This window comes from Colwellia sp. KU-HH00111 (assembly GCF_040362745.1).
Lineage (GTDB): Bacteria > Pseudomonadota > Gammaproteobacteria > Enterobacterales > Alteromonadaceae > Colwellia.
This window is the reverse complement of sequence record NZ_BAABWO010000007.1, coordinates 198,059-221,639: the sequence shown is the minus strand read 5'-3', so window position 1 is coordinate 221,639 and position 23,581 is coordinate 198,059. Positions and strand designations below refer to the sequence as shown.

At 39.5% G+C, this 23,581-nt stretch carries 18 protein-coding genes; 9 read left to right on the top strand and 9 right to left on the bottom strand.

Features of this window, described 5'->3' with window-relative positions:
* Nucleotides 1–5: 5 nt before the first annotated feature.
* Genes ABXG98_RS14205 through ABXG98_RS14175 form a run of 7 tightly spaced genes read left to right on the top strand, consistent with a single transcriptional unit; the run spans nucleotide 6 to nucleotide 7,711 of the window.
* Nucleotides 6–1,103: a DUF58 domain-containing protein gene (locus ABXG98_RS14205; protein WP_353539347.1), complete on the top strand. Its 1,098-nt coding sequence runs from the start codon at nucleotides 6–8 to the stop codon at nucleotides 1,101–1,103.
* Entirely contained in the window at nucleotides 1,091–1,642 is a 552-nt protein-coding gene (locus ABXG98_RS14200) for a DUF4381 domain-containing protein (RefSeq protein WP_353539346.1), read from the top strand. Before ABXG98_RS14205 ends, ABXG98_RS14200 begins: the two co-directional genes overlap by 13 nt.
* Nucleotides 1,639–2,628, top strand: coding sequence for a vWA domain-containing protein (locus ABXG98_RS14195; RefSeq protein WP_353539345.1), 990 nt, complete (start codon nucleotides 1,639–1,641; stop codon nucleotides 2,626–2,628). The genes ABXG98_RS14200 and ABXG98_RS14195 overlap by 4 nt, the downstream gene beginning before the upstream one ends.
* Nucleotides 2,629–2,649: 21 nt before the next feature.
* On the top strand, nucleotides 2,650–4,671 hold the full coding sequence (locus ABXG98_RS14190) for a VWA domain-containing protein (protein ID WP_353539344.1): 2,022 nt from the start codon (nucleotides 2,650–2,652) through the stop codon (nucleotides 4,669–4,671).
* Nucleotides 4,665–6,386 carry a BatD family protein gene (locus tag ABXG98_RS14185; protein ID WP_353539343.1) on the top strand — a complete coding sequence of 574 codons (1,722 nt, stop codon included), beginning with the start codon at nucleotides 4,665–4,667 and terminating at the stop codon, nucleotides 6,384–6,386. Before ABXG98_RS14190 ends, ABXG98_RS14185 begins: the two co-directional genes overlap by 7 nt.
* Nucleotides 6,387–6,396: 10 nt before the next feature.
* Nucleotides 6,397–6,960, top strand: a complete 564-nt coding sequence (locus tag ABXG98_RS14180) for a sigma-70 family RNA polymerase sigma factor (protein WP_353539342.1) — start codon at nucleotides 6,397–6,399, stop codon at nucleotides 6,958–6,960.
* Nucleotides 6,953–7,711 carry a DUF3379 family protein gene (locus ABXG98_RS14175; RefSeq protein WP_353539341.1) on the top strand — a complete coding sequence of 253 codons (759 nt, stop codon included), beginning with the start codon at nucleotides 6,953–6,955 and terminating at the stop codon, nucleotides 7,709–7,711. Before ABXG98_RS14180 ends, ABXG98_RS14175 begins: the two co-directional genes overlap by 8 nt.
* A 147-nt stretch (nucleotides 7,712–7,858) precedes the next feature.
* On the opposite strand, the gene ABXG98_RS14170 is transcribed toward ABXG98_RS14175, so the two are convergent.
* On the bottom strand, nucleotides 7,859–9,424 hold the full coding sequence (locus ABXG98_RS14170) for a protein adenylyltransferase SelO (protein ID WP_353539340.1): 1,566 nt from the start codon (nucleotides 9,422–9,424) through the stop codon (nucleotides 7,859–7,861).
* A gap of 65 nt (nucleotides 9,425–9,489) precedes the next feature.
* Nucleotides 9,490–10,977 (bottom strand): sodium/proline symporter PutP, encoded by a 1,488-nt coding sequence (gene putP, locus ABXG98_RS14165; RefSeq protein WP_353539339.1) that lies wholly within the window; start codon nucleotides 10,975–10,977, stop codon nucleotides 9,490–9,492.
* A gap of 215 nt (nucleotides 10,978–11,192) precedes the next feature.
* Between putP and ABXG98_RS14160 the strand changes: the two genes are divergently transcribed.
* On the top strand, nucleotides 11,193–12,413 hold the full coding sequence (locus ABXG98_RS14160) for an EAL and HDOD domain-containing protein (protein WP_353539338.1): 1,221 nt from the start codon (nucleotides 11,193–11,195) through the stop codon (nucleotides 12,411–12,413).
* Nucleotides 12,414–12,477: 64 nt separating this feature from the next.
* Here ABXG98_RS14160 and galE read toward each other — a convergent pair whose 3' ends face one another.
* The 7 genes from galE to ABXG98_RS14125 all read right to left on the bottom strand — a co-directional run bounded on the left by galE (nucleotide 12,478) and on the right by ABXG98_RS14125 (nucleotide 19,835).
* Entirely contained in the window at nucleotides 12,478–13,488 is a 1,011-nt protein-coding gene (galE, locus tag ABXG98_RS14155) for a UDP-glucose 4-epimerase GalE (RefSeq protein ID WP_353539337.1), read from the bottom strand.
* Nucleotides 13,489–13,531: 43 nt separating this feature from the next.
* Nucleotides 13,532–14,515: a DHH family phosphoesterase gene (locus tag ABXG98_RS14150; protein WP_353539336.1), complete on the bottom strand. Its 984-nt coding sequence runs from the start codon at nucleotides 14,513–14,515 to the stop codon at nucleotides 13,532–13,534.
* A gap of 4 nt (nucleotides 14,516–14,519) precedes the next feature.
* Nucleotides 14,520–15,137 carry an adenylyl-sulfate kinase gene (gene cysC, locus ABXG98_RS14145; RefSeq protein ID WP_353539335.1) on the bottom strand — a complete coding sequence of 206 codons (618 nt, stop codon included), beginning with the start codon at nucleotides 15,135–15,137 and terminating at the stop codon, nucleotides 14,520–14,522.
* A 41-nt stretch (nucleotides 15,138–15,178) separates the two neighbouring features.
* Nucleotides 15,179–16,906: an SLC13 family permease gene (locus ABXG98_RS14140; RefSeq protein ID WP_353539334.1), complete on the bottom strand. Its 1,728-nt coding sequence runs from the start codon at nucleotides 16,904–16,906 to the stop codon at nucleotides 15,179–15,181.
* A 55-nt stretch (nucleotides 16,907–16,961) separates the two neighbouring features.
* Nucleotides 16,962–18,365 (bottom strand): sulfate adenylyltransferase subunit CysN, encoded by a 1,404-nt coding sequence (gene cysN / locus ABXG98_RS14135; protein WP_353539333.1) that lies wholly within the window; start codon nucleotides 18,363–18,365, stop codon nucleotides 16,962–16,964.
* A gap of 62 nt (nucleotides 18,366–18,427) precedes the next feature.
* The gene (cysD, locus tag ABXG98_RS14130) at nucleotides 18,428–19,327 is read right to left on the bottom strand and encodes a sulfate adenylyltransferase subunit CysD (RefSeq protein WP_353539332.1); all 900 of its coding nucleotides are present in this window, start codon (nucleotides 19,325–19,327) and stop codon (nucleotides 18,428–18,430) included.
* Between the two features lie 181 nt (nucleotides 19,328–19,508).
* Complete coding sequence (locus tag ABXG98_RS14125; RefSeq protein WP_353539331.1) at nucleotides 19,509–19,835, bottom strand: ComEA family DNA-binding protein; 327 nt, start codon at nucleotides 19,833–19,835, stop codon at nucleotides 19,509–19,511.
* 162 nt (nucleotides 19,836–19,997) lie between these two features.
* On the opposite strand from ABXG98_RS14125, the gene mfd reads away from it, so the two are divergent.
* Nucleotides 19,998–23,567 carry a transcription-repair coupling factor gene (gene mfd / locus ABXG98_RS14120; protein ID WP_353539330.1) on the top strand — a complete coding sequence of 1,190 codons (3,570 nt, stop codon included), beginning with the start codon at nucleotides 19,998–20,000 and terminating at the stop codon, nucleotides 23,565–23,567.
* Nucleotides 23,568–23,581: the final 14 nt, after the last annotated feature.

Here is a 23,581-nt window from a genome sequence, read left to right as displayed (position 1 = left end):
TCATTATGTGGTTTAAACAAAAAACAAACAGTCAAAATAAGCAATCAAAACAAGGCACATATCAACACCAACTGGCTAGCATACAAAGTAATGGTATTGAGCTTGCCATGCCAGAGTTGTTGCATTATCAAAATAAAACCGCACTGATTGACTTATCTGCGCGTAAAAACATTCATGGTCAAATGTCTGGCAATTACCTAGCGCGAAGTAAAGGCCGTGGTATGGAATTTGACGAAGTACGTCATTATCAAACTGGCGATGATATTCGTGCCATTGATTGGCGCGTAACAGCTAGAACGGGTAAAACCCACACAAAACTATTTCGTGAAGAATTAGAGCGCCCTGTGCATATTGCCACCGACTTAAGTGCGAGTATGCATTTTGGTACTCAACTGTTATTTAAATCGGTACAGGCTGCACATTTGGCATCGCTAGTTGCTTGGCACGCAAAAAATCGAGGTGATCGCTTAGGCGGCATTGTTTTTAATCAGCATCAACATATCGAGCTGAAACCTAGAAGTCGAAAAGAAGGCGTGTTGCATTATTTACATGCGCTAACTGCAATACACAATGCACAGCATCAAGCCCAATATGGCACGGCGCACAATGATAATAACGACCTGAATATTCCACCATTAGCAGATAATAATGACTTTAGTGCTAATTACTTTAGCGCTAACTGCGCACGTATTAGGCAAGTTGCCAAGCCAGGCGCTTTAGTCTATTTAATTACCGATGCTCAACAGCTAAAAATAACTCATACATCTCCACAACACATAGCGCAGCAGCAAGATGCCCTTAGGCATTTAACGCAACTAAGTCAACACTGTGAATTAGTGGTATGTTTAATAACAGATCCACTCGAGCAAGCTTTGCCAGCAAGCACAGCCAAACTTAATGTTACCTTAACTGATGGACACACACGCCAACAGCTAACATTAGGTGATAACCACACAGCTAAGTCATATCAAAAACAAGCCCAACAACAGTTTGAACATTGCTCACAATTACTGAGCAAAGCGGGCGCAAGAGTCATCACTTATAGTGCTGGGCAAACGTTAGAACAACAATTAAAAGATGGAGCACAATTTTGTCACCAGTAAACGCTCTACCCACTCAAACTACAACTCCTCTCGCATTAAAAGATATTCATCTGCCCGAGCAAGTGTCCAACTTTCCTATTGCTTATGGCTGGTGGTTATTAGCCGCCTTAATCATTATTGCTGTTACTCTTATGGTGATAAAAATAACAAGCGCCGCCAAGCTAAACAAGGTTAAAAAGCAAGCCTTAGCCCAATTAAATAAACAGAAAAACCTTAGTAGTAATGACATTATGGCTGTGTTGAAATGGGCGGCAATGCATTATTTTTCTCGTACTGAGCTTGCCAAACTGTATGGGCAATCATTACAGCAGTTTTTAATGTTAAAACTACCGGCAACTAAACAACAACGTTTTGCCGAATTAAGTGAATATGCTTTTGCAAACCAGTATCAAGCAAACACTGAGTTACAAACAGATGAAAAGCTTCAACAAGCGGCAACACTTTGGCTTACCTACGCCTTACCACCGAGACCTTTAAAAAAAGCAGAGATAAAGTCAAGTACAAATAATGAAAAAAACTACCAAGGAGTTAAGCCATGATCACCTTTGCTTGGCCTTGGTTGCTACTATTAATGCCCGTACCACTACTCATTTACTGGCTTCCTAAAAAAGAAAATACTCGTGCAAGTGCCGCATTAATTATGCCGCAACTTGTAGAAAGTTCACACGTGAAAGAAGTGAGTAATGTTAATAAAAAGTTCCCGTTAATGGTTCTAACCTTATGTTGGCTGTTAACCGTATTAGCTTTAAGTCAACCACAGTGGTTAGGCGATGCAGTAGACATCCCCACTGAAGGCCGTGAAATGATGATCGCGGTTGATTTATCAGGCAGCATGCAAATAGAAGACATGAGTCTCAATGGCAATACCGTAAACCGCCTTGATATGCTAAAAGTAGTACTCGGAAACTTTATTGAACGTCGTATTGGCGATCGGTTAGGGCTAATCTTGTTTGGTGACGATGCCTATATGCAAACCCCGATGACCTTTGATAGAAAAACCGTTAAACAAATGCTTGATGAAAGTGTGCTAGGTTTAGTAGGAAGAAAAACCGCCATAGGTGACGCCATAGCATTAGCTGTTAAGCGTTTTGATGCTAAGCAAAAATCCAACAAGGTTTTATTATTATTAACCGATGGACAAAATACTGCTGGAAAAATATCACCTGAGCAAGCGCTTGAACTAGCTGTGGCTAAAGACATTACCATTTATGCTATCGGTATCGGTGCGGATGTTATGATTCAGCAATCTCTCTTTGGCTCTCGTCGCGTTAACCCGTCAAGCGAGTTAGATGAGCGAACCTTAACAAAATTAGCAGATCAAACTGGGGGGCAATATTTTCGTGCCAGAGATAGTCAAGGGATGAGCAAAATTTACCAGCTACTTGACCAACTTGAGCCTATTGAACAAGAACAACAGCAAATGCGCCCACTCACCGCATTATTTTATTGGCCGCTGGGCTTAGCATTACTTATCAGTACACTGTATTTACTTGCTATCAACTTCCCCAACCTTAGCCGAAAATAATTTAGGGTATTTAAGAGAATAATGACTTCATTTACTTTATTTATAGACAACTTTCATTTTATCAGACCACTTTGGTTGTTAGCATTACTCGGCTTATTCCCCATGCTTTGGCTGCTCAAAAAGCATCGCTTTTATCAATCACCTTGGCAACAGTTTTTACCTTCGCATTTAAGCACAGTATTAGTTGAAGGAGCAAAAAACAGCAATAAAAATCTCACTAACAGCAATTTAGCAAGCAATACATTCTTAATAAAACCCTTGTTGATTGGTTTGTTCACTATTGTCGCACTGGCGGGTCCAGCGTGGCAAAAACTGCCGCAACCCGTTTATCAAACAGAGCGGGGATCAGTGTTGATTATGGATATGTCTTATTCGATGTACGCAACCGACGTGAAACCCAACCGTTTAACTCGTGCTCGATTTAAAGCCATTGATTTACTCAAAAAAATCAATGAAGGTGATACTGGTTTAATTGCCTACGCCGGCGATGCGTTTGTTATTAGTCCGTTAACACAAGATATAAAAAATATAGAGCTGCTGTTGCCTTCATTAACTCCTGAAATTATGCCTAATGCTGGTGCAAACCCATTAGCTGCATTAACTCTCGCCCATGAAATGCTGCTAAATGCCGGGCATTTAACCGGTAACATCTACTGGTTCACCGATGATGTTGACAATGAAGAGTTAACTGACATTTATGATTGGTCAAATGAGTTTGGTCATCAGCTTAATATATTAGGTATTGGTAGTAACAGCGGCGCACCCATTACCCTGCCAAATGGTGAATTACTAAAAGACGGAAGTGGCGCAATTGTAATTCCCAAATTACCCAGCCAAAAGCTGAAATCACTAGCCCTACGTGGCCATGGCAATTATCAAACTATTACCCATGATGATAGCGACATTGATAAACTGATCACACAAGACCCATTGCAAAACAAAAGCAATAAGAATGAACAGCAAAGCCAACAAACCGGTGACCAATGGCAAGAACAAGGCGCATGGTTATTATTAATTGTATTGCCACTGATGCTAGGATACTTTCGTCGCGGCAGTGTTATTTTAATGTTACCACTGACTTATTTACCTCTACTCTTTTTGCTGTCTTTGTCTGTGATTAGCCCTATCACCTTTGCCGCCCAAAACGAAGAAGCCTCTAACGCTGAGATGCAAAATTCAGCGCAGTCTCTCGCTGAACAGCCAAAAGCATCTCGCCTTGCCCGAGTATGGAACAATTTATGGCAAACCAAAGATCAACAAGGACAACAACTTTTCAACCAAGATAATTTTAAAAGTGCAGCAAAGCAGTTTGAAAACTCACAATGGCAAGGCAGCGCTCATTACAAAGCAGGCAACTACCAAGCAGCGTTAGATGCTTTCAAAAAAGGTGAACAAGCTAACAGCGCCAATTCTTTATATAACCAAGGTAATGCACTGGCACAATTACAACAGTACGAGCAAGCCATTAAGCATTATGAACAAGCTTTAAAGAAAAACCCTGATCTACAAGATGCTAAAGAGAATTTAGAAAAAATAAAGCAACTTAAGCAACAGCAAGAAAAACAACAAGGCGAGCAATCTAACGATCAACAATCTCAGGACTCAAAAGATCAACAAGGTGAACAGCAACAAGACCAACAGTCTCAAGATCAGCAATCACAGGATCAACAAAGCCAACAACAGTCTGATGAGGCACAACAGCAACAAAACAATAACAGTAGCGAGCCTCAAGACCAAGAACAAACACAAGAAAATCAGCAACAAGACCGGTCTAAACAAACAGACGAAGCTGCAAAGCAGGAACAACAAAACCAGCAAGCTGAAGACCAAGCCGAGCAGTCAGATAAAGAGCAGCAAGGTGAAGAAAAAACAGCGGCACAAATTGCAAAAGAGCAACAAGCAAAAGAAACTGAGCAAAAGCATATCCAACTTTTGAACAAGGTTACCGATGATCCCTATTTATTACTGCGAAACAAAATGCAATTAGAATATCAAAAACGCAAACAAGATGGTGCTAGCCAAGGAGTTAAGAAAAAGTGGTAAAAATTATTGTTAAACTATTAACCCTATTAACTTTTGTCGTAAGTTCAAGCGCATTAGCCCTAAGTAGCGTCAGCGCGAGTATCGATGCTAACCCCGTGATGAGCAATGAATCTATTGTGTTAACAGTGGTAGCTAATGACAGTGTAGAGCGTGATGCTCTAGATACTTCACCACTTTTAACTGATTTTATGATTGCTCGCTCTGAGGTAAGCTCGCAAACGAGCATAGTCAATTTTAACACCAGCAAAACTACCCGTTGGCAAATTGTACTGATCCCAAGAAAAAAAGGAAATCTGACCATACCATCATTATCTATTAACGGTTACCAATCACAAGCGATCAATGTTGAAGTGATAGAGCCCGGCAGTAAAGGCTCGCCTGTTCAGCAGGATATCTTTATTAGCGCTGAATTATCCTCTCATGATGTTTATGTACAGCAACTGATTACCTTAACCGTTAAATTACATGTTGGCGTGCAATTGCAACGCGGCAGTTTAACCGAACCGAGCTTACCAGGCGCAACCATTGAGCAAATAGATAAAGATCAAGAAAGTAATGGCATCGTTAACGGCAAGCGTTACCGAATAATCGAGCGCACTTATGCGATAACCCCAGAAAAAAGTGGTGACCTAACTCTAGATACACCGATGTTTTCTGGGGATATCATGGTGCAATCACAACGCCGCTCAGGCTTTTTAAGCTTTGGTGAAACTAAACCTGTTAATGTATTAGGTGAGCAATTAGCGCTAAAAGTACGGCCGATTCCTGATCGTTTTCCTGTTGATGCCAATAATAGCTGGTTACCCAGTGAGTTATTAACCCTGCATCAAGAATGGCAACCACAACCAAGTGAATTTTTTGTGGGCGAACCAATTACACGCACTATAACTTTAACCGCTGCAGGGCTTGGCAAAGCACAATTGCCCCAACTTGTGATGAACGCTCCTGCTGGATTAAAAATATACCCAGATCAAGCAGAACTTCATTCAAGCTTTACAAAAGAACGGTTAATTAGCCAAAAAAGGCAAAACTTTGCACTCGTGGCTAGTCGTGCAGGTGATTATGAGTTACCTAAAATGACTATAGCTTGGTGGAACACAGTGACCAATCAATACCAACAAGCGATATTGCCAGCACAAACCATTAAGGTAAAAGCTAACCCTAATGCAGAGCAGGTTGCTACTGCAACAAACACACCCGCAGCGATAGAAAATAGCACAGGACGCATCTCAGAAAGCAACTCAGCACTAGCGGCTAAACCTATTATTATTGAAAAATCGAGTAACCTGCAATGGCTGTTTTTAATATTATGGCTGTTAACTGCCTTTGCTTGGATGTCTCATGTCTGGTATTTGAAGCGTGCATCAAAACCTTCTAAACAAACAGTGAAATCAGCTAATAACCACTACCTTGAACTGATGGCTGCATGCAAAAAGAACCAAGCTGAACAGGCGCTTAAGTTAATTTTACCCTGGTTAAACACCTTAAGCCAACAACAAGATAATATTGAGATAACCACCTTATCTGACGCAATGACACAAGTAAATAATCAGCTATTTACTTGTGCTATTGAGGAAATTCAACAACACTTATATGGTAAAAAAACAAGTAATGACTCATGGCTTGGAGAGAACCTATTAAAGGCTATTCAACAAGTTAACAACTCAGGTATTCAATGTGAACACAACACAGGTTTCACATTAAATCCAAACTAAGTTCACCACAATGAAAATATTTGGAAATAAAAAAGCACCTGCTCAGGTCTCTACTAACATGACAACAAAACAAGTTAGATACGAAGCACTAGTAAAGGCCTTGCATAGCGACCTATATCGATATGGTTATTGGTTAACGCGCGATAAACAGGTTGCCGAAGACTTGGTGCAGGAAACATTTTTACGAGCATGGCGTGCGCTTGATTCATTAAAAGATGAAAAAGCGGCAAAGTCATGGTTAATTACCATTTTAAGACGCGAAAATGCTAGGCGGTTTGAGCGCAAACGTTTTGATATGAGCGAATACGAAGAAGCTACAATTATCGACACTGAGTCGACAACAACGGAGCAATCCATTGAAAATCAGTGGCTGAGAGATAAAATAGCCCAACTACCGCCTGAATATTCTGAGCCGCTAGTATTACAAGTACTTGGTGGCTATAGCGGTGAAGATATTGCCAGTATGCTTAATTTAAATAAAAACACTGTTATGACACGTTTATTTAGAGCCCGTAACCAGTTAAAAGATGCTTTAGAGAAAGAGCCTGAGAAAATGAGGTTTACCCATGAATGATAACATTCACAATAATAGCGCTTCGCAAGCACAAATGATGGATGATTTGCAGTTTAGGCGAAGTATACTTGCAGATCCCTCTAGTCAGGATGAGGCTATTTTGGCGGCAAAAAGTGCAGATCCGGCTAAAAAGAAATTCGCTGATGATCTTTGCCAATTTGATGAAAAACTCAAGCAAGCGATGAAAATTACTGTACCTGAAGATCTTGCTGATAAATTACTTTTACGCCAAAGTTTAGCAAGCCATCAACAAGAAAAGCGTAAAACACGTACTCATCTCGCATTAGCGGCTTCGGTTGCAATTATTGCCGGTATAGTAGTGAACTACCTGCAGTTTTCTAATAGTTATAGTAACTTAGGTGATTATGCTCTTGCTCACGTTTACCATGAACAAGCGGTTTTTTCCAATGGCGATAATACCCGAGTCAGTTTATCCTCACTAAATAAAAAAATGTCCACGTTTAAAGGTAGTTTTAATAGTTCAATGGGAGAGTTGATTTCTGCTGATTATTGCCGTTTTGATGGGATGAAAAGCCTGCACTTGGTTTTTAAAGGCGTAACCGATGTTGTCACCGTCTTTGTGGTTCCAAAAGAAAAACATTTGGCTTTTACTGATAAATTTACAGATGGCAAGCTAAGCGGAGAATCAATAGGATTCGAACAGGCCAACATACTGGTCATTGGCGACAAAAACGAATCCTTAACTAAATGGCAGCAAACCATTAATAATAATATCGCTTGGTCGATATAAAGACCTTGAGATTTTAACTTAACACAAATACGCAATAAGCATGCTCGCTATGCAATAAAAAAACCTATCGCTGTCATCAACGATAGGTTTTTTATTATCACCCCAACAACAGTCGACTCAAAAAAATGAGTAATAATGGTATAAACACTAAGTACCACAAAACGTTTGATAATACCTATCGCCATCAGCAGCTGTGTCTTGATAATGCTTTGTAGCATCTGTTTCAGCATAAGGAGAGCCTAGCACTGTAAGGAATTGTGTCACTATTTGATTGATGCTCTCTTGAGCTGTCAATGCTGTAGGGCTACTTTCAAGTGCAGCTTCACAGCGTGCGAGTATTTGCTCGACATGATGATTTCGAGGGATCACAACAGGATTATTTTTTGCCATTACTGTTTGAGCTACCAGCTGGCCATTAGCAACTATCGACAACCACTGATCAACCCATGCTCCTAGCACATTTCTTAAGGCGTTTTCCTTATCCTTATCGGTTAATGATTCAGTTAACAAATAAAAGGTTTGGGTATAGTCCAACCTGTTACTTTGCATAAGAGCTAATAACTCGTCAACCAAGGCCTTAGTTTCTTTATTCACCTCAGCTAACCCAAGTTTGCTCGCATACATTGTATAATAGGCTTCATCAAATTTGTCAGGATAGCGATGAATGATGGTTTCTATTTTCGCTAAGGCGAGTTGTTGCTGTGCTTGCTCTTTATCTTTCAAACTAAGGGATGCTTCATCAGCAACTGTTTGGTACTGGCAAAGCAAAGGCAATAAACAATCAGCCAGCCGTGCCATATTCCAATGCGCAACTTTACCTTGTTCACCAAAGGCATAACGGCCATATTCATCAATAGAGCTAAACACTGTTTTTGCATTATAAGTGCCCATCATGGCGCAAGGCCCAAAGTCGATAGTGTCACCACAAATAGCCGTATTATCAGTGTTCATAACCCCATGGATAAAACCAATCCGTAGCCATTGAACAATGAGGGTTATTTGTTTATCTATAACATGCTCTAAAAATGCTAACACTCGCTGCTCTTGGGATAAGGTTGCTGCTATGGTGCTGTCTTGTATGTTATCAATCTCGGGAAAATGACGTTCAATGCTATAATCAAGTAATGCTTTGACAGATGAGATGTCACCTCTTGCCGCTAAATATTGAAAACTGCCAACACGAATATGACTTGCGGCTACGCGCGTCACCACAGCTCCCGCTTTGGCTAAACCTCGGTGAATGGTTTCCCCTGTACTTACCACCGCTAAACAACGGCTCGTTGGCACACCTAGCGCGTAAAGCGCTTCACTCATAATATATTCTCGTAATGCAGGAGCTAAAGCACACTTGCCATCACCCCGCCTTGAAAATGGCGTTTGACCCGAGCCTTTTAGTTGGATGTCAAAACGAACATTATCCTTACTTAAGACTTCTCCTAATAAGTGCGCTCGACCATCTCCTAATTGCGGATTAAAATGTCCAAATTGATGACCTGAATAAGCTAAAGCGATAGGCTCTGCTCCCTCAGGTAAGACATTACCAGAAAAATACTCGCCTAGCTGCTGTGGGTCATTGACTAAATCTTCAGTGATTAATAAATCATCAGAGAGCGCCCTATTCCATAATAACAGTTTAGGTTTAGGCACTTTTGCAGGTAATACTCGTTGGTAAAACGGTTTGCCCAAAGCAATGTATGTATTGTCAAATTTCAAATAAACGCCCTATTGAGTCAAGAAGGTATAATGAATGGGGGGAATTCCCCCCCAAATGATATTCATTAGCTGTGATGCGTTAACATTTCATCGTGCTTAGCTAAGATATCAGTATCCGCTTGCGGCGACATAAGACTAACTATATAGATCACCAACGAACATAAAATAAAACCAGGCACAATTTCATACATTATCGAACTTAACGACTGCCCACCAATAGTTATTGGCGCATAAATCCAAAATAGAACGGTTACCGCACCAGTTATCATTCCCGCTAATGCCCCATTTCTCGTCATTTTTTTCCAGTACAAGCTAGCAATAACGACAGGACCAAAAGCGGCACCAAAGCCTGCCCAAGCATTACTCACCAGGGTTAAAATGGTGCTATTACGATCATAAGCTAAGTAAATAGCAACTAACGCAACTAAAAATACAGAAATGCGGCCAACTAACACCTGTTGCGATTCACTCGCTTGTTGATTTAAAAATGTTTTATAAAAATCTTCTGTCAATGAGCTTGAAGTAACTAACAGTTGTGACGAAATAGTACTCATAATGGCGGCTAAAATGGCTGCCAATAAAAATCCAGCAATTAACGGGTTAAACAATATTTGTGATAAAACAATAAATATCGTTTCTGCATCACCTAGCTTCATACCTGTTTGCGCTACGTAAGCGATTCCTGCCAACCCTGTAGCCATAGCACCAATAATAGCGACTATCATCCAAGTCATGCCTATACGCCGCGCTGTTGGCATATCTTTAACACTTCGAATGGCCATAAAACGAACAATAATATGAGGCTGGCCAAAATAACCCAATCCCCATGCCATGGCAGAAATAATGCTAATCAGGCTGACGCCACTAAAAATATCTAATAATTCTGGGTTTATCGTCGACACGCTACTTTGTAATCCACCAATACCTCCGACTTCACTAATCGTTACGATTGGCACTAACACTAAAGCAACAAACATAATACAACCTTGCACAAAATCAGTGAGACTTACTGCTAAAAAGCCACCAAATAATGTGTAAGCAACGACAACACCTGCCGTCACATATAAACCCAATTCATAATTTAAACCAAACGAACTTTCAAATAGTTTTCCACCTGCAACTACACCGCTAGAGGTGTACAGCGTAAAAAACACCACAATAACAACAGAAGAAACCACTCTTAACATGCGTGACTTATCGTTAAAACGGTTTTCAAAAAAGTCAGGCAGCGTGATTGAGTCATTCGCTACCTCGGTATAGGTTCTCAGTCGAGGCGCGACAATAAGATAATTCAAAAAAGCACCTATGACTAAACCTATAGCAATCCACAAGCTACTCATCCCAGAAATATACATGGCGCCGGGTAAACCCATTAACATCCAGCCACTCATATCTGATGCGCCAGCCGAAAGCGCTGCGACACTAGGGCTCAAACTTCGCCCTCCCAACATATAACCTGAAATGTCACTGGTAGACTTTTTATAGGCGTAAAGGCCTATACCTAACATAGCAATAAAATATAAAACTAACGAAACTAATGTTCCAAACTCCAAGTGATTCTCCTAAATTTTTTCTATTAATATATCTTCCCTGCTACGCTATCAAGAATAACACTAAAAATAAACCCGTCCCCGTATGTGTTTATATGCACCAAGAAGAACCTTAGGTTATTAAACATCAGAATAAATCCACTACTATCTTGCATCTTCAAGCAGAACAGGTATATTTATTAGTAACTGTTTTTATTTAAAAAGATAACGCTCACACTATGTACTTTTACGCCGCTAGACAGCCTATTTTAGATGCAAATAAAAAACTGTATGCTTATGAGCTGCTCTTTCGCGACAGCTTAACCAATGTTTTTCCTGATATTGATGGCGACGAAGCAACCAGTAAAATGATTGAAGCCAGTAAATTTAATATGGGTATCAGCGAATTTACCGGTAATAAGCCCGCCTTTATAAACTTCACACTTGACACGTTAGTTGACGGTTATCCTGAAATGTTAACCAACGAAGAAGTGGTTGTTGAAATTTTAGAAACCATCAAGCCTGGCAAAAAATTACTTAGCGTATGTAAAGATTTACACAGTAAAGGATATACCATAGCGTTAGACGATTACGAGCATCAAGCGGTTTGGCTACATTTTTATCCTTTTATTAAAATAATCAAAATCGATATACAAGCAACATCTTTTGATGAAGTAAAAGATGTGATCCTAGCGATTAAAGACTTTCCTCACATTGAACTACTTGCTGAAAAAGTAGAAACCTACCAAGAATATGAACAGGCGCTACAACTAGGCTTTAAGTACTTTCAAGGGTTCTTTTTTGCCAAGCCAGAAATGGTGAAGACTAAAAACTTAACACCATCACAATTGGCTATGGCAGAATTATTATATGAAACGTCAAAACCAGAGTTGGATCTTGCCAGTATTACCAGCGTTTTTGAACGTGATGTTTCCTTATCCTATAAGTTATTACGTTATGCAAACTCAGCTATTTTTAGACGTAGAAGCGAAGTCTCTACCATAAAACAAGCCTTAGTTATTTTAGGATCAGTTGAGCTAAAACGCTTCCTCGGTTTGATGTTTGCCGTTACCGCAAACCCAGATAAACCCTCAGAATTAATAAAACTTGCGATGACTCGTGCTAAATTTTGTGAATTGGTTGCCCATGACATGAACTCAAAGGTAGATGATTCTATTGCTTTTTTAACTGGCTTGCTATCAATGATCGATGCCATTTTAGATGAAGAACTTGAGAGTGTACTGGCTAAACTACCATTAGCAGCAGAAATAAAAGATCCTTTACTAACGCGTAAAGGCACCATGGCAGCCATTATAAAATTAGTTGAGTTTATTGAACACGCACAATGGGATAAGACCAATTTAGTAATGGAAAAGCTAAAACTTGATAAAGAGCAAGCGGTTATTCATTATAATCAAGCGTTAGCTTGGGCTGATGAACAGAGCCAATTAACAGGCTAATATATCAAGTCAGTAGTTGTAGTTGTATTTGTAATTAGCAAACTATGATGGTACTCCCTCTTAACTAAAAACCTTGAGGGTTCTGTGATTGCCAACGCCAAGTGTCTTCAATCATAGTGTGTAAATCTCTCGTTGCTTGCCACCCCAGTAGTTGATGAGCTAGATCCGCATTAGCGTATACTGTCGCCAAATCGCCTTCGCGTCTTGGAACTATTTGATAAGGAATATCCTGACCACTTATCGTTTTAAACGCATTAACAATTTCAAGTACCGAGGTACCATTACCCGTTCCTAAATTAATTGCTTTGCATCCTGATATTTTATCTAAGTTCTGCAACGCTTTTATATGACCTTGAGCCAAATCTACCACATGAATATAATCTCGAACCCCAGTACCATCAACCGTATCATAATCATCACCAAACACTTGTAATTGTGCTAGCCGCCCAACTGCAACTTGTGCAACGTAAGGTAATAAATTATTAGGAATACCATTTGGATTTTCACCGATTAATCCAGAGTGATGAGCACCAATTGGGTTAAAATATCGTAAACAGGCAATTGACCAATCGCTATCACTGTTAGCGAGGTCAAACAAAATATGTTCAACCATCAATTTTGTTTGGCCATAGGGGTTAGTCGCTGACGTTGGCATTGTTTCATTTAGCGGAGAAACATTATCGCCATAAACAGTTGCTGAAGAGCTAAAAACTAATTTTTTAACCTGATGCTCCGCCATAACTTGCAACAAGGTGAGTGTGCCTGCAACATTATTATGATAATAACTTAAGGGCTTTTCATTAGACTCACCAACCGCTTTGTGCCCGGCAAAATGAATAACTGAATCAATGGTATGCTGAGAGAAAACAGCATTCATTGTCTCATAATCACAAATATCTGCTTTAATAAAGGTCACTGTTTTATTGGTGATTTGTTCCATTTTTTCAAGGACTTTAGTCGATGAATTTGATAAATCATCAACAATCACAATATCTTGAGTTTCTGCTAAGGTGAGTAGTTCAACTACAGTGTGACTACCAATATACCCTGTTCCACCGGTTATTAATAAACTCATGTTATTCCTTTAAAAAGTCTCTTTAAAATATGAAAAATGTAAACTATGAGTAATATTTTGCCACGGTATCAAAAAAATCGCCAAGCATTTCTGCTGGTAAGGTATTTATTCCCGCTGCAGCAGCTCTTCCTCCGCCTGTTGGGAAACGAGTGCAGATCTCGCCAGCGCCTTGCTTATTATGCAAGGGTGCTCTTAAACTTATGGTAAAAGTAGGCGCTTGCTCATCATCACTTTCATTCTGGGTTACAACTACATGGGCTTTATTAGGTGCCGCATTGGCTAGCTCATTGCCAAAAACACCACTTACTCGTCTTGCCCAAGGCTCATCGGCTAACTGTACTGCCGTTAATTGTTTATTGTTGACAAGAACCTCTGAGCCTTTCGCTTTCGCCATATCAGCGAGGTAAGCTGCTTTAAGTTGATGAAATATAGAGCCTGTTTCATTTATCAGTGCAAAAGGGTTTGCGTATTGCGATAGTTTTTCCAGTAACTGCGCTGGATGGAAGTGTAAATCTTCAACATTACGACCATAACCATTGTAATTAATATAAATACCAAGCTCTTTTAGTAATGCTTGTTGTGCAACCGATAACTGGTATTGCTCAGCCAGTTTTTCAGCAGATGTTTGCATATTATCGCCAAACGCTGCTGCTATAGCCCACGGTGCAAATTCTCCTTCAAGGTAATTATTGACCAACAAGCTAGTACAAGTATTCGCATCGGTATCAATTAAACTGGTTAAATTACTTGATTGTGGCAGTTTTCCAGCTCTATGGTGATCCACATAAAAAACGTTAATGTTTTTATTCAGTAAAGCAGTTAACGCTTCGCTGTTTTTCTCAAGTGATATATCTAAAACCGTTACCGAAGTCGCCAAACTAACATCAACTTGCTTTAACAGGCTGATATCACGCTTTACACCGGTAATTAACCTTGTGTCTTTCGGGTGCGGCTTGTTGTTCGATAAACGTAGTTGCACTAATGCAATAATACCGTCTGCATCACCATTAAAAACATCATAATGCATAGTATTACTCTTGATTCTTATTAAAGGTAATAAAGCCTTGTTCAGCTAAGTAGTTAACAATTTGCTCGGCACATTGTGCTACCGATAAGTCAGCTGTTTTCACGTGGATTTCTGGTTTTTCAGGCACATCATAAGTTGAATCGATACCAGTAAAATCTTTAATTTCGCCCGCACGTGCTTTTTTGTATAAACCTTTTGGATCGCGTTGCTCACAAATACTTATGGGGGTATCTATGTACACTTCGATAAATTCACCTGGCGCAAGTTTTGCTCTTGCACTCGCTCTGTCTTGTGAAAAAGGTGAAATAAAAGCGGTAGAGACAATAAGTCCAGCATCTATAAATAATTTTGAAACTTCGCTAATACGGCGGATATTCTCAATACGGTCTTGATCATTAAAGCCCAAATCACCATTCAACCCATGACGAACATTGTCGCCATCAAGTAAATAACTATGACAACCTAAACTAAATAATAATGCATCAACCGCGTTGGCAACAGTAGATTTTCCCGAGCCACTTAAGCCGGTATACCAAAGTAAACAAGGTTGTTGATTTTTAAGCATTGCTCGTTGTTCTTTAGCGACATGCTGTTGATGCCACACCGTATTTTCTGTTTTCATCTTGCACTCTTTATGCTGTTTGCATGTTATTAGGCGTTAGTCTAAAAAGGAAAGACTAAAGGGATCATTATTAAAACGGTTACGCTATAAACGACTGACACTGGCAAACCAAACTTTACAAAGTCAGTTAGTTGGTAATTACCGGCATTATAAACCATCACATTGGTTTGGTAACCGTAAGGGCTAATAAAAGAACCACTAGCAGCAAACGCCACCGCCATAACAAAAGGTATAGGGTCAACCCCTAGACCTATGGCAATGTTATAAGCAATTGGAAACGTTAGTGCGGCAGCAGCACTATTAGTGATTAATTCGGTCATTAACAAGGTGATAATAAAAATAGCAATAAAGGCAAGATAGACGCTGCGCCCATCAAGCAACTGCTCAATAGAGCTGGCTATTATTGACGCTAGTCCAGTATTTTCTACTGCACTAGCTAACGTTAATGCGCCAAGCACTATCATCCAAATTTCTAACGGGAAACGTCGTTTAATTTCGTTCACAGTGAGCGCACCACTAAAAATAAGCGCCGCGACATAAACAAACAAACAACTCAATAAGGAAACTGGCGTTAATACTGATACGGCAATAGCAAGTAAAAACCCCCAAATGGTGCCATAGTCACGCCAGCCACTAAGCATATTAACGGCTTGATGGCCTGACAAAATAAAAAAGTTTTTTGATAAGTTGGTTCTACTAGCAAAGTCTTGTCCAACAGCCAGCACTAAAAAATCACCCGGCTTTAGCACAATATCACCTAACTTACCCGATAAGGCACAACCTTCACGACGAACAGCAACGACAGCAGCATCAAATCGCGCGCGAAAACCTGCTTTTTTTAAGGTTTTCCCCGTAATAGCCGAGTCAGACTTTATTAATACTTCGGTTAAATTATCACGTAACAAATCATCTTGCTCAGCAAACAGGGTCAGTCCATCAAATTGCTGTAATATTAGCACCTTAGATATGTCACCGCTAAAAATAAGCTTGTCGCCTGCTTGCAGATTCTCTTCAGGGGTCACAGGTGAAATTAAACGACCTTTACGCACAATTTCTGCCAAAAATAAGGAATCTAAATTTCTTAAGCCATTTTCTTCAATACTTTTATTGATCAGTTTTGAATCGTCGGCAACTTCAGCTTCTAATAGGTAATCTTGCGTAGATAACGCTCTTTGCTCCATATGAGGTAAGGTGCGAGCGCGGAGTACGATAATTAACAAACAAAAGAATAACGCCATTAACCCAATGGCTGAAAAATCAAAAAAACTAAAACCTTCAGCACCATGCTCAAGCAATAAACTATTAACAATAAGATTCGTTGAAGTGCCAACTAAGGTCAACGTGCCACCTAAAATGGCAGCATAAGATAGCGGCAGTAACAGTTTACCAGCATTCATCAGCTTATTATTTTTAACACTGTTAATCAGCGTTGCCACCACAGCGGTATTACTCATTAATGCCGAGGCGAAAGCTGTGCCAATAAAAAGCCTCAGCATAGACCTGAATTTAGAGCCGTTAAAAACACTGTTGCTCAAGCGACGTAAAATACTGGTTCTTTCAAACGAAAAAGAACAAATTACCAATAAAAGTAAGGTGACCAAACCCGGGTTAACCGCATTGGTGAGAATATCGTCAACACTGACAAACGACAAGGCTAAACAAGCAAGTACCGTGAGTGAAAAAATTCGTTCTGGTAAGCGTTGATATTTTAACAACCCCACAAACGTGGCGATAAAAACCGCTATCATCAACCACTGTTGTATTGTCATCATTGTCCTTAAACGTCATCAGTAGATATTACCGATTAACCGGTAATATCTTGTGCTATGACTTGGTTATGTCTCTAGCACCCCAATGAGGAAAATGCTTGCGAACCAAGGTATTAAACTCAAGCTCAAATGCTGAGTATTCATGCTCTTGTTGGTCAAGCACATGAGTGATCATACCTGCGCCAACTGTGATGTTACTTAATTTATCAATAATGATAAAAGCACCGGTGCCTTGATTGTCTTGATAGGCATCAAAATGCAACGCTTCTTCAACAACAAAATCAACTAAACCAATATCATTCACCGCTAACTGCGTACTTGACTCGGTTTCCATGGTATTAACATCATACTTACTAACAATAGTTTGAGCATGACCCGTAGTTGTTTTGCTGCCGTGCTTAATTAAATATTCACGTCCTGGCTCTAACTCGTTTTCATGCATCCATACCACTGTGGCATTAAACTCTTTCGAAGAAATAGGTAAACACCCTTTCTTAACAATCATTTCACCACGGCTAATATCAATTTCGTCTTCAAGGGTTAAAGTGACAGCCATACCTTTATCAGCACGCTCAAGATTACCATCAAAGGTCACAATCTCTTTGACTACACTTTCTTTACCCGATGGCAAAGCAACAATAGTATCGCCAACCAAAACGTGCCCAGAAGCAATAGTGCCGGCAAAGCCACGAAAATCAAGATTAGGGCGGTTTACATACTGAACTTGAAAACGAAATTGGGTAAATTCATCCTGTTGATCAACATCGATAGTATTTAACAATTTCATTAAGGTAGCGCCCGGGTACCAAGGCATGTTGTTACTTTCTTCAACAACATTATCACCATTTAAAGCTGACATTGGTACAAAACGTACGTCACTAAAATTGAGCGATTGTGCAAATTCACGGTACTCTTTTTTAATTTCTTGATAACGCTCTTGCGAGTAGTCAACCAAGTCCATTTTATTAACCGCAACGATAATATGTTTAAGCCCTAATAACGAACAAATAAAAGAATGACGTCGAGTTTGCACTTGAACCCCGTAACGGGCATCAATTAGAATAATGGCCAAATCACAAGTTGAAGCGCCCGTTGCCATGTTGCGGGTATACTGTTCATGACCGGGAGTGTCAGCAATAATAAACTTGCGTTTTTCTGTCGAGAAATACCGGTAGGCTACATCAATAGTAATGCCTTGCTCGCGTTCAGATTGCAAGCCATCTACAAGTAAGGCTAGATCTACCGCTTCACCAGTAGTGCCTGATTTTTTTGAATCTTTTTCAATTGCGGCTAACTGATCTTCAAAAATCATTTTTGAATCATGCAATAAACGTCCAATCAAGGTACTTTTACCATCATCTACGCTACCGCACGTTAAAAAGCGCACTAATTCTTTGTTTTCATGTTGCTTTAAATAAGCTTGAATATCATCTTCAATTAAGCCTGACTGGTGACTCATAATGTTCTCTCAAAATCTATAATTTGGTTAGGTAAAGGTCATTGTTAAAACAGAAGAATTGTTTAGAAATAACCTTCCATTTTTTTCTTTTCCATTGAACCTGCACTATCGTGATCAATGACACGACCTTGGCGTTCAGACGTTTTTGTTAAGAGCATTTCTTGAATAATTTCAGGCAAGGTCGTTGCTTTAGATTCCACCGCGCCTGTTAATGGGTAACAACCTAGCGTTCTAAAGCGAACATCTAACATTTGTACTTCTTCATCTTCAGCAATCTTCATACGATCATCGTCAACCATGATCAAGGTGCCATCACGCTCAACCACAGGACGCTTTTGAGACAAATATAGCGGGACAATAGGAATGCTTTCTAAATAGATATACTGCCAAATATCAAGCTCAGTCCAATTAGACAATGGAAAAACACGAATGCTTTCACCTTGGTTAACTTTACTATTGTAAATGTTCCATAACTCTGGTCGTTGACTTTTAGGGTCCCAGCGATGATTTTTATCGCGAAAAGAATATACACGCTCTTTTGCTCTCGACTTTTCTTCATCACGTCTAGCGCCACCAAATGCCGCATCAAAACCGTATTTATTAAGCGCCTGCTTTAAGCCTTGGGTTTTCATCACGTCTGTATGTTTAGCACTACCGTGAGTGAATGGACCCATGCCCATTGCAATACCTTCAGGATTTTGATGAACTAGCAATTCAAAACCATAGTCTTTTGCCATTTGATCACGAAATGCGATCATCTCTTTAAATTTCCAATTTGTATCAACATGCAATAACGGAAAAGGGATTTTACCTGGCGCAAAGGCTTTTCGAGCTAAGTGTAATAATACTGCCGAATCTTTACCTACAGAGTAAAGCATTACAGGGTTGTCAAATTCTGCTGCGACTTCACGAAAAATGTGAATAGATTCTGCTTCTAATTTTTTTAAATGGGTTAAATTCATTGCCAATACAAATGTTGATGAAAATTAATAGAGCAAGAATGCCATAATCAGACAAGTTATTCCATATAAGAAATCAATTTTATATAACCAAATAGAATAAAAGAGTTTGTTTTATACTTTAGCTTTTCAAATAAAAAAGTCAGCAAGCTGCTGACTTTTAAGTTAAAAGCTTATACTTCCATTAAATCTTAAGCCGTGCTTTATTATCAATAAGTACTTTATTGCCTATACCTTTCACCTTAGCTAAGTCGGCTACCGATTTAAAATCACCCACTTGTTGGCGATAGGTTAAGATCGCCTGTGCTTTTTTATGACCAATTCCTTTTAAGGTCAATAAATCATCGATAGTTGATTTGTTCAAATGAACCACTTGCTGTTTAACTACTGCCTCAGTAACTGGTTTAGCGTCAGTCCCTGTTTTAGTTTCAGCTACAGCAAGATTGCCATTAAGAAGTAAAGTAGAGGTTAATAATGCACAGGATAGTGCTTTAAGTGATAAAACTTTCATATTCATTCCTTGTAATTGATTCCATTAATGTAGTAACCATTTCATCAAACGGTCACTTATAGGTTTAGATATAAAATTTATTTTTGTCAAATTCATTTAAAATTACCGAAAAATAGTTAGAATGTGCAGTCATTATTTTCGAATTACCATTTTAATTACACTATGAGCAAAACAAGCTGTTTACTAACGCCCACACTGGCTAAAAATAAAACAACTACCGTTGATAAAAAAACCTGGCATAATTTACCAGGCTCTAGTGCGAGTATGGCCTTATATCATGGTGCGCGCTCAAGTGATGCTCCAATTGTATTAATTACCCACGACACACCTTCTGCGTTAAAGCTATCACAAGAGTTGCACAGTTTACGCACCGATGATGATGACTTACCTATTTACTTATTTCCTGACTGGGAAACCTTGCCTTATGACACTTTTTCTCCTCATCAAGACATTATTTCACAACGCCTAGCCACACTGTATCAACTACCTAGGCTAAAAAAAGGTATTGTGATTGTCCCGGTGACAACGTTAGCTCAGCGCCTAGCGCCCAAACAATACATTGAAGCTAACAGTCTGATGATTAATAAAGGGGATAAAAAAGAGTTAACTAAACTTAAGCAAGACCTAGAAGCCAGTGGTTATCGATGTGTTAATCAGGTGATGGAGCATGGTGAGTTTTCAGCGCGAGGGGCAATCTTAGATCTCTTTCCCATGGGAAGTAATACACCATTTCGTCTCGACTTTTTTGACGACGAAATCGATGATATTCGCTTATTTGATCCTGAAAACCAACGTTCTAATGCGCAAGTCGATAACATTAATTTATTACCTGCACATGAATTTCCAACCGATAAAGCAGCCATTAGTTTATTTAGAAGCCAATATAGAGAACTTTTTAAAAGCTCTATTGATAAAGAATCTATTTATCATCAAGTGAGCAATGGCATTTTGCCACCTGGCATAGAGTATTACTTACCGCTGTTCTTTGAAAATATTCAGTCGGAAAACCAAAACACCAATACCTTATGCGACTATTTAGCACCAAACACACTTATTGCAATTTCGGGTGATTTAGATACGTCATTACAACAATACTGGCAAGATATTGAATATCGTTATGACAATAGACGTTATGACCCAACACGGCCATTACTTCCGCCTCAGCAATTATTTTTAAGCCAAGAATCACTTTATGCCGCATTAAAACCATTTGCTCGAGTCACAATAGTCCCGAACCAAGAAACAGAACAAGTAGTCGCTAACGATGAAATACTCGCGTTGGAAAAAAAGAAAAAATCGAGCGCTATATATTTTGACGTAACTGCCCTTCCTGATCTCACCATAGATCACAAACTCAAGCAGCCTTTTGAATTAATAAACCATTTTATTAATTCAAAAGATACGCCCAATAAAGTGTTATTTATTGCTGAAAGCCAAGGACGTCGTGAAAGCGTATTAGAGTTACTAGCTCGTGATAATATTAAGCCCAAAGTTTTTAATTCTATTGCCGAGTTTATTGAGACTGACGAACCACTAGGAATAAGCGTAAACGCCCTTAACCAAGGTTTTACATTCCAAGCTAAAGGCAGTGCTAAAAAGAATGCTATCGCTTTAATTACAGAAGCAGAACTATTGGGAGATCATGTTCGCCAATCAAGACGACGTAATCAATCTCAAGATATTGAAACTGATGCTATCTTTAAAAACTTGGCTGAACTATCTATTGGTCAAGCTGTGGTGCACATCGAACATGGTATTGGTCGCTATTTAGGGTTACAAACATTAGAAACAGGCGGGATCACAACGGAATTTTTGATGTTAAGCTATGCAAACGACGCAAAACTATATGTACCGGTTGCCTCATTACATTTAATCAGCCGCTACTCAGGCGCCGATGCTGATCACGCACCGTTGCACAAACTAGGTACCGATACCTGGAGTAAAGCAAAACAAAAAGCAGCAGAAAAAGTCAGAGATGTTGCTGCCGAACTACTTGATATTTATGCTAAACGAGCCAGTAATCATGGCTATACTTTTAAACGAGATAAAGACGATTATTTATCCTTTAGTGATAGTTTTGGCTTCGAAGAAACCTTTGATCAACAACAGGCCATCAATGCCGTAGTCAGCGATATGTTATCTCCAAAAACCATGGATAGACTAGTATGTGGTGATGTTGGTTTTGGCAAAACTGAAGTAGCTATGCGCGCCGCTTTTATTGCGGTTAATGATAGTAAGCAAGTCGCTATATTAGTGCCTACCACCTTGTTAGCGCAGCAACATTATGAAAACTTTCGCGATAGGTTTGCCAATTGGCCCGTTTCAATCGAAATGTTATCTCGTTTTAAAAGTGCTAAAGAGCAAAAAGAAATCATCAACCAAGTCGAGTCAGGCCAGGTTGATATTTTAATTGGCACCCACAAACTATTACAAAATAGTATCAAATATAAAAACTTAGGCTTACTGGTTGTTGATGAAGAGCATAGGTTTGGTGTTAAACAAAAAGAGAAGATCAAAAAGTTACGCAGTAATGTCGATATTCTTACTTTAACGGCTACTCCAATACCTAGAACGCTTAATATGGCAATGGGCGGTATGCGTGATTTATCGATAATCGCCACACCACCGGCGAAAAGATTAGCCGTTAAAACCTTTGTTAGACAACACGATGACGCATTAATTCGCGAAGCTATTTTGCGAGAAACCTTACGTGGTGGTCAGGTTTATTATTTGCATAATCACGTTGATACTATAGAAAAAACCGCTGCTGATATTCAGGCATTAGTGCCCGAAGCCCGGGTGGTAACTGCACATGGGCAAATGCGTGAACGTGAACTCGAACGCATTATGAGTGACTTCTACCATCAGCGCTTCAATGTGATAGTTTGTACCACCATAATTGAAACCGGCATTGATGTGCCCAGTGCTAACACCATTATCATGGACAGAGCCGATCATTTAGGTTTAGCCCAGTTGCATCAATTACGAGGACGTGTTGGACGCTCTCACCATCAAGCCTACGCTTATTTATTAACGCCTCACGAAAAACGCATGACTAAAGATGCGAAAAAGCGTTTAGAGGCCATCGCATCCTTAGAAGACTTAGGGGCTGGTTTTACCTTAGCAACTCATGACTTAGAAATTCGTGGTGCCGGTGAACTGCTCGGTGAAGATCAATCAGGGTCAATGAGCCAAGTGGGCTTTAGCTTATATATGGAAATGCTTGACCACGCAGTTGCCGCGTTGAAAGAAGGCAAGCAATTATCGCTCAGTCAAGTCACTGCCAAGCAAACAGAAATAGAATTAAGACTACCCGCTTTAATTCCCGACGATTACATTTTTGATGTTAGTCTTCGCTTAAGTCTTTATAAACGCATCGCCAGCTGTAAAAACAAAACACAGTTAGACGATATTCAAGTCGAGTTAATTGACCGCTTTGGTTTACTACCACAAGCAACAAAAAACTTAGTCAATATTGCTAAAGTTCGTTTAAAAGCGCAAGCTATTGGTATTGCACGTATAGATATTAGCGAAAAAGGCGGCTCTATCGAGTTTAATGATGATACCAGCGTGGATCACATGCGACTCATTAGCTTAGTGCAAAAACAACCAACAATGTATAAGATGGTACCACCAAACAAACTTAAATTTAGCCATTCAAGTGAAGGTGAACAAGCACGATTTAGCTTAGTCGCCACACTACTCAATGAGCTAACAACAACCAAGCAGTAACGAACAAGCGCGTT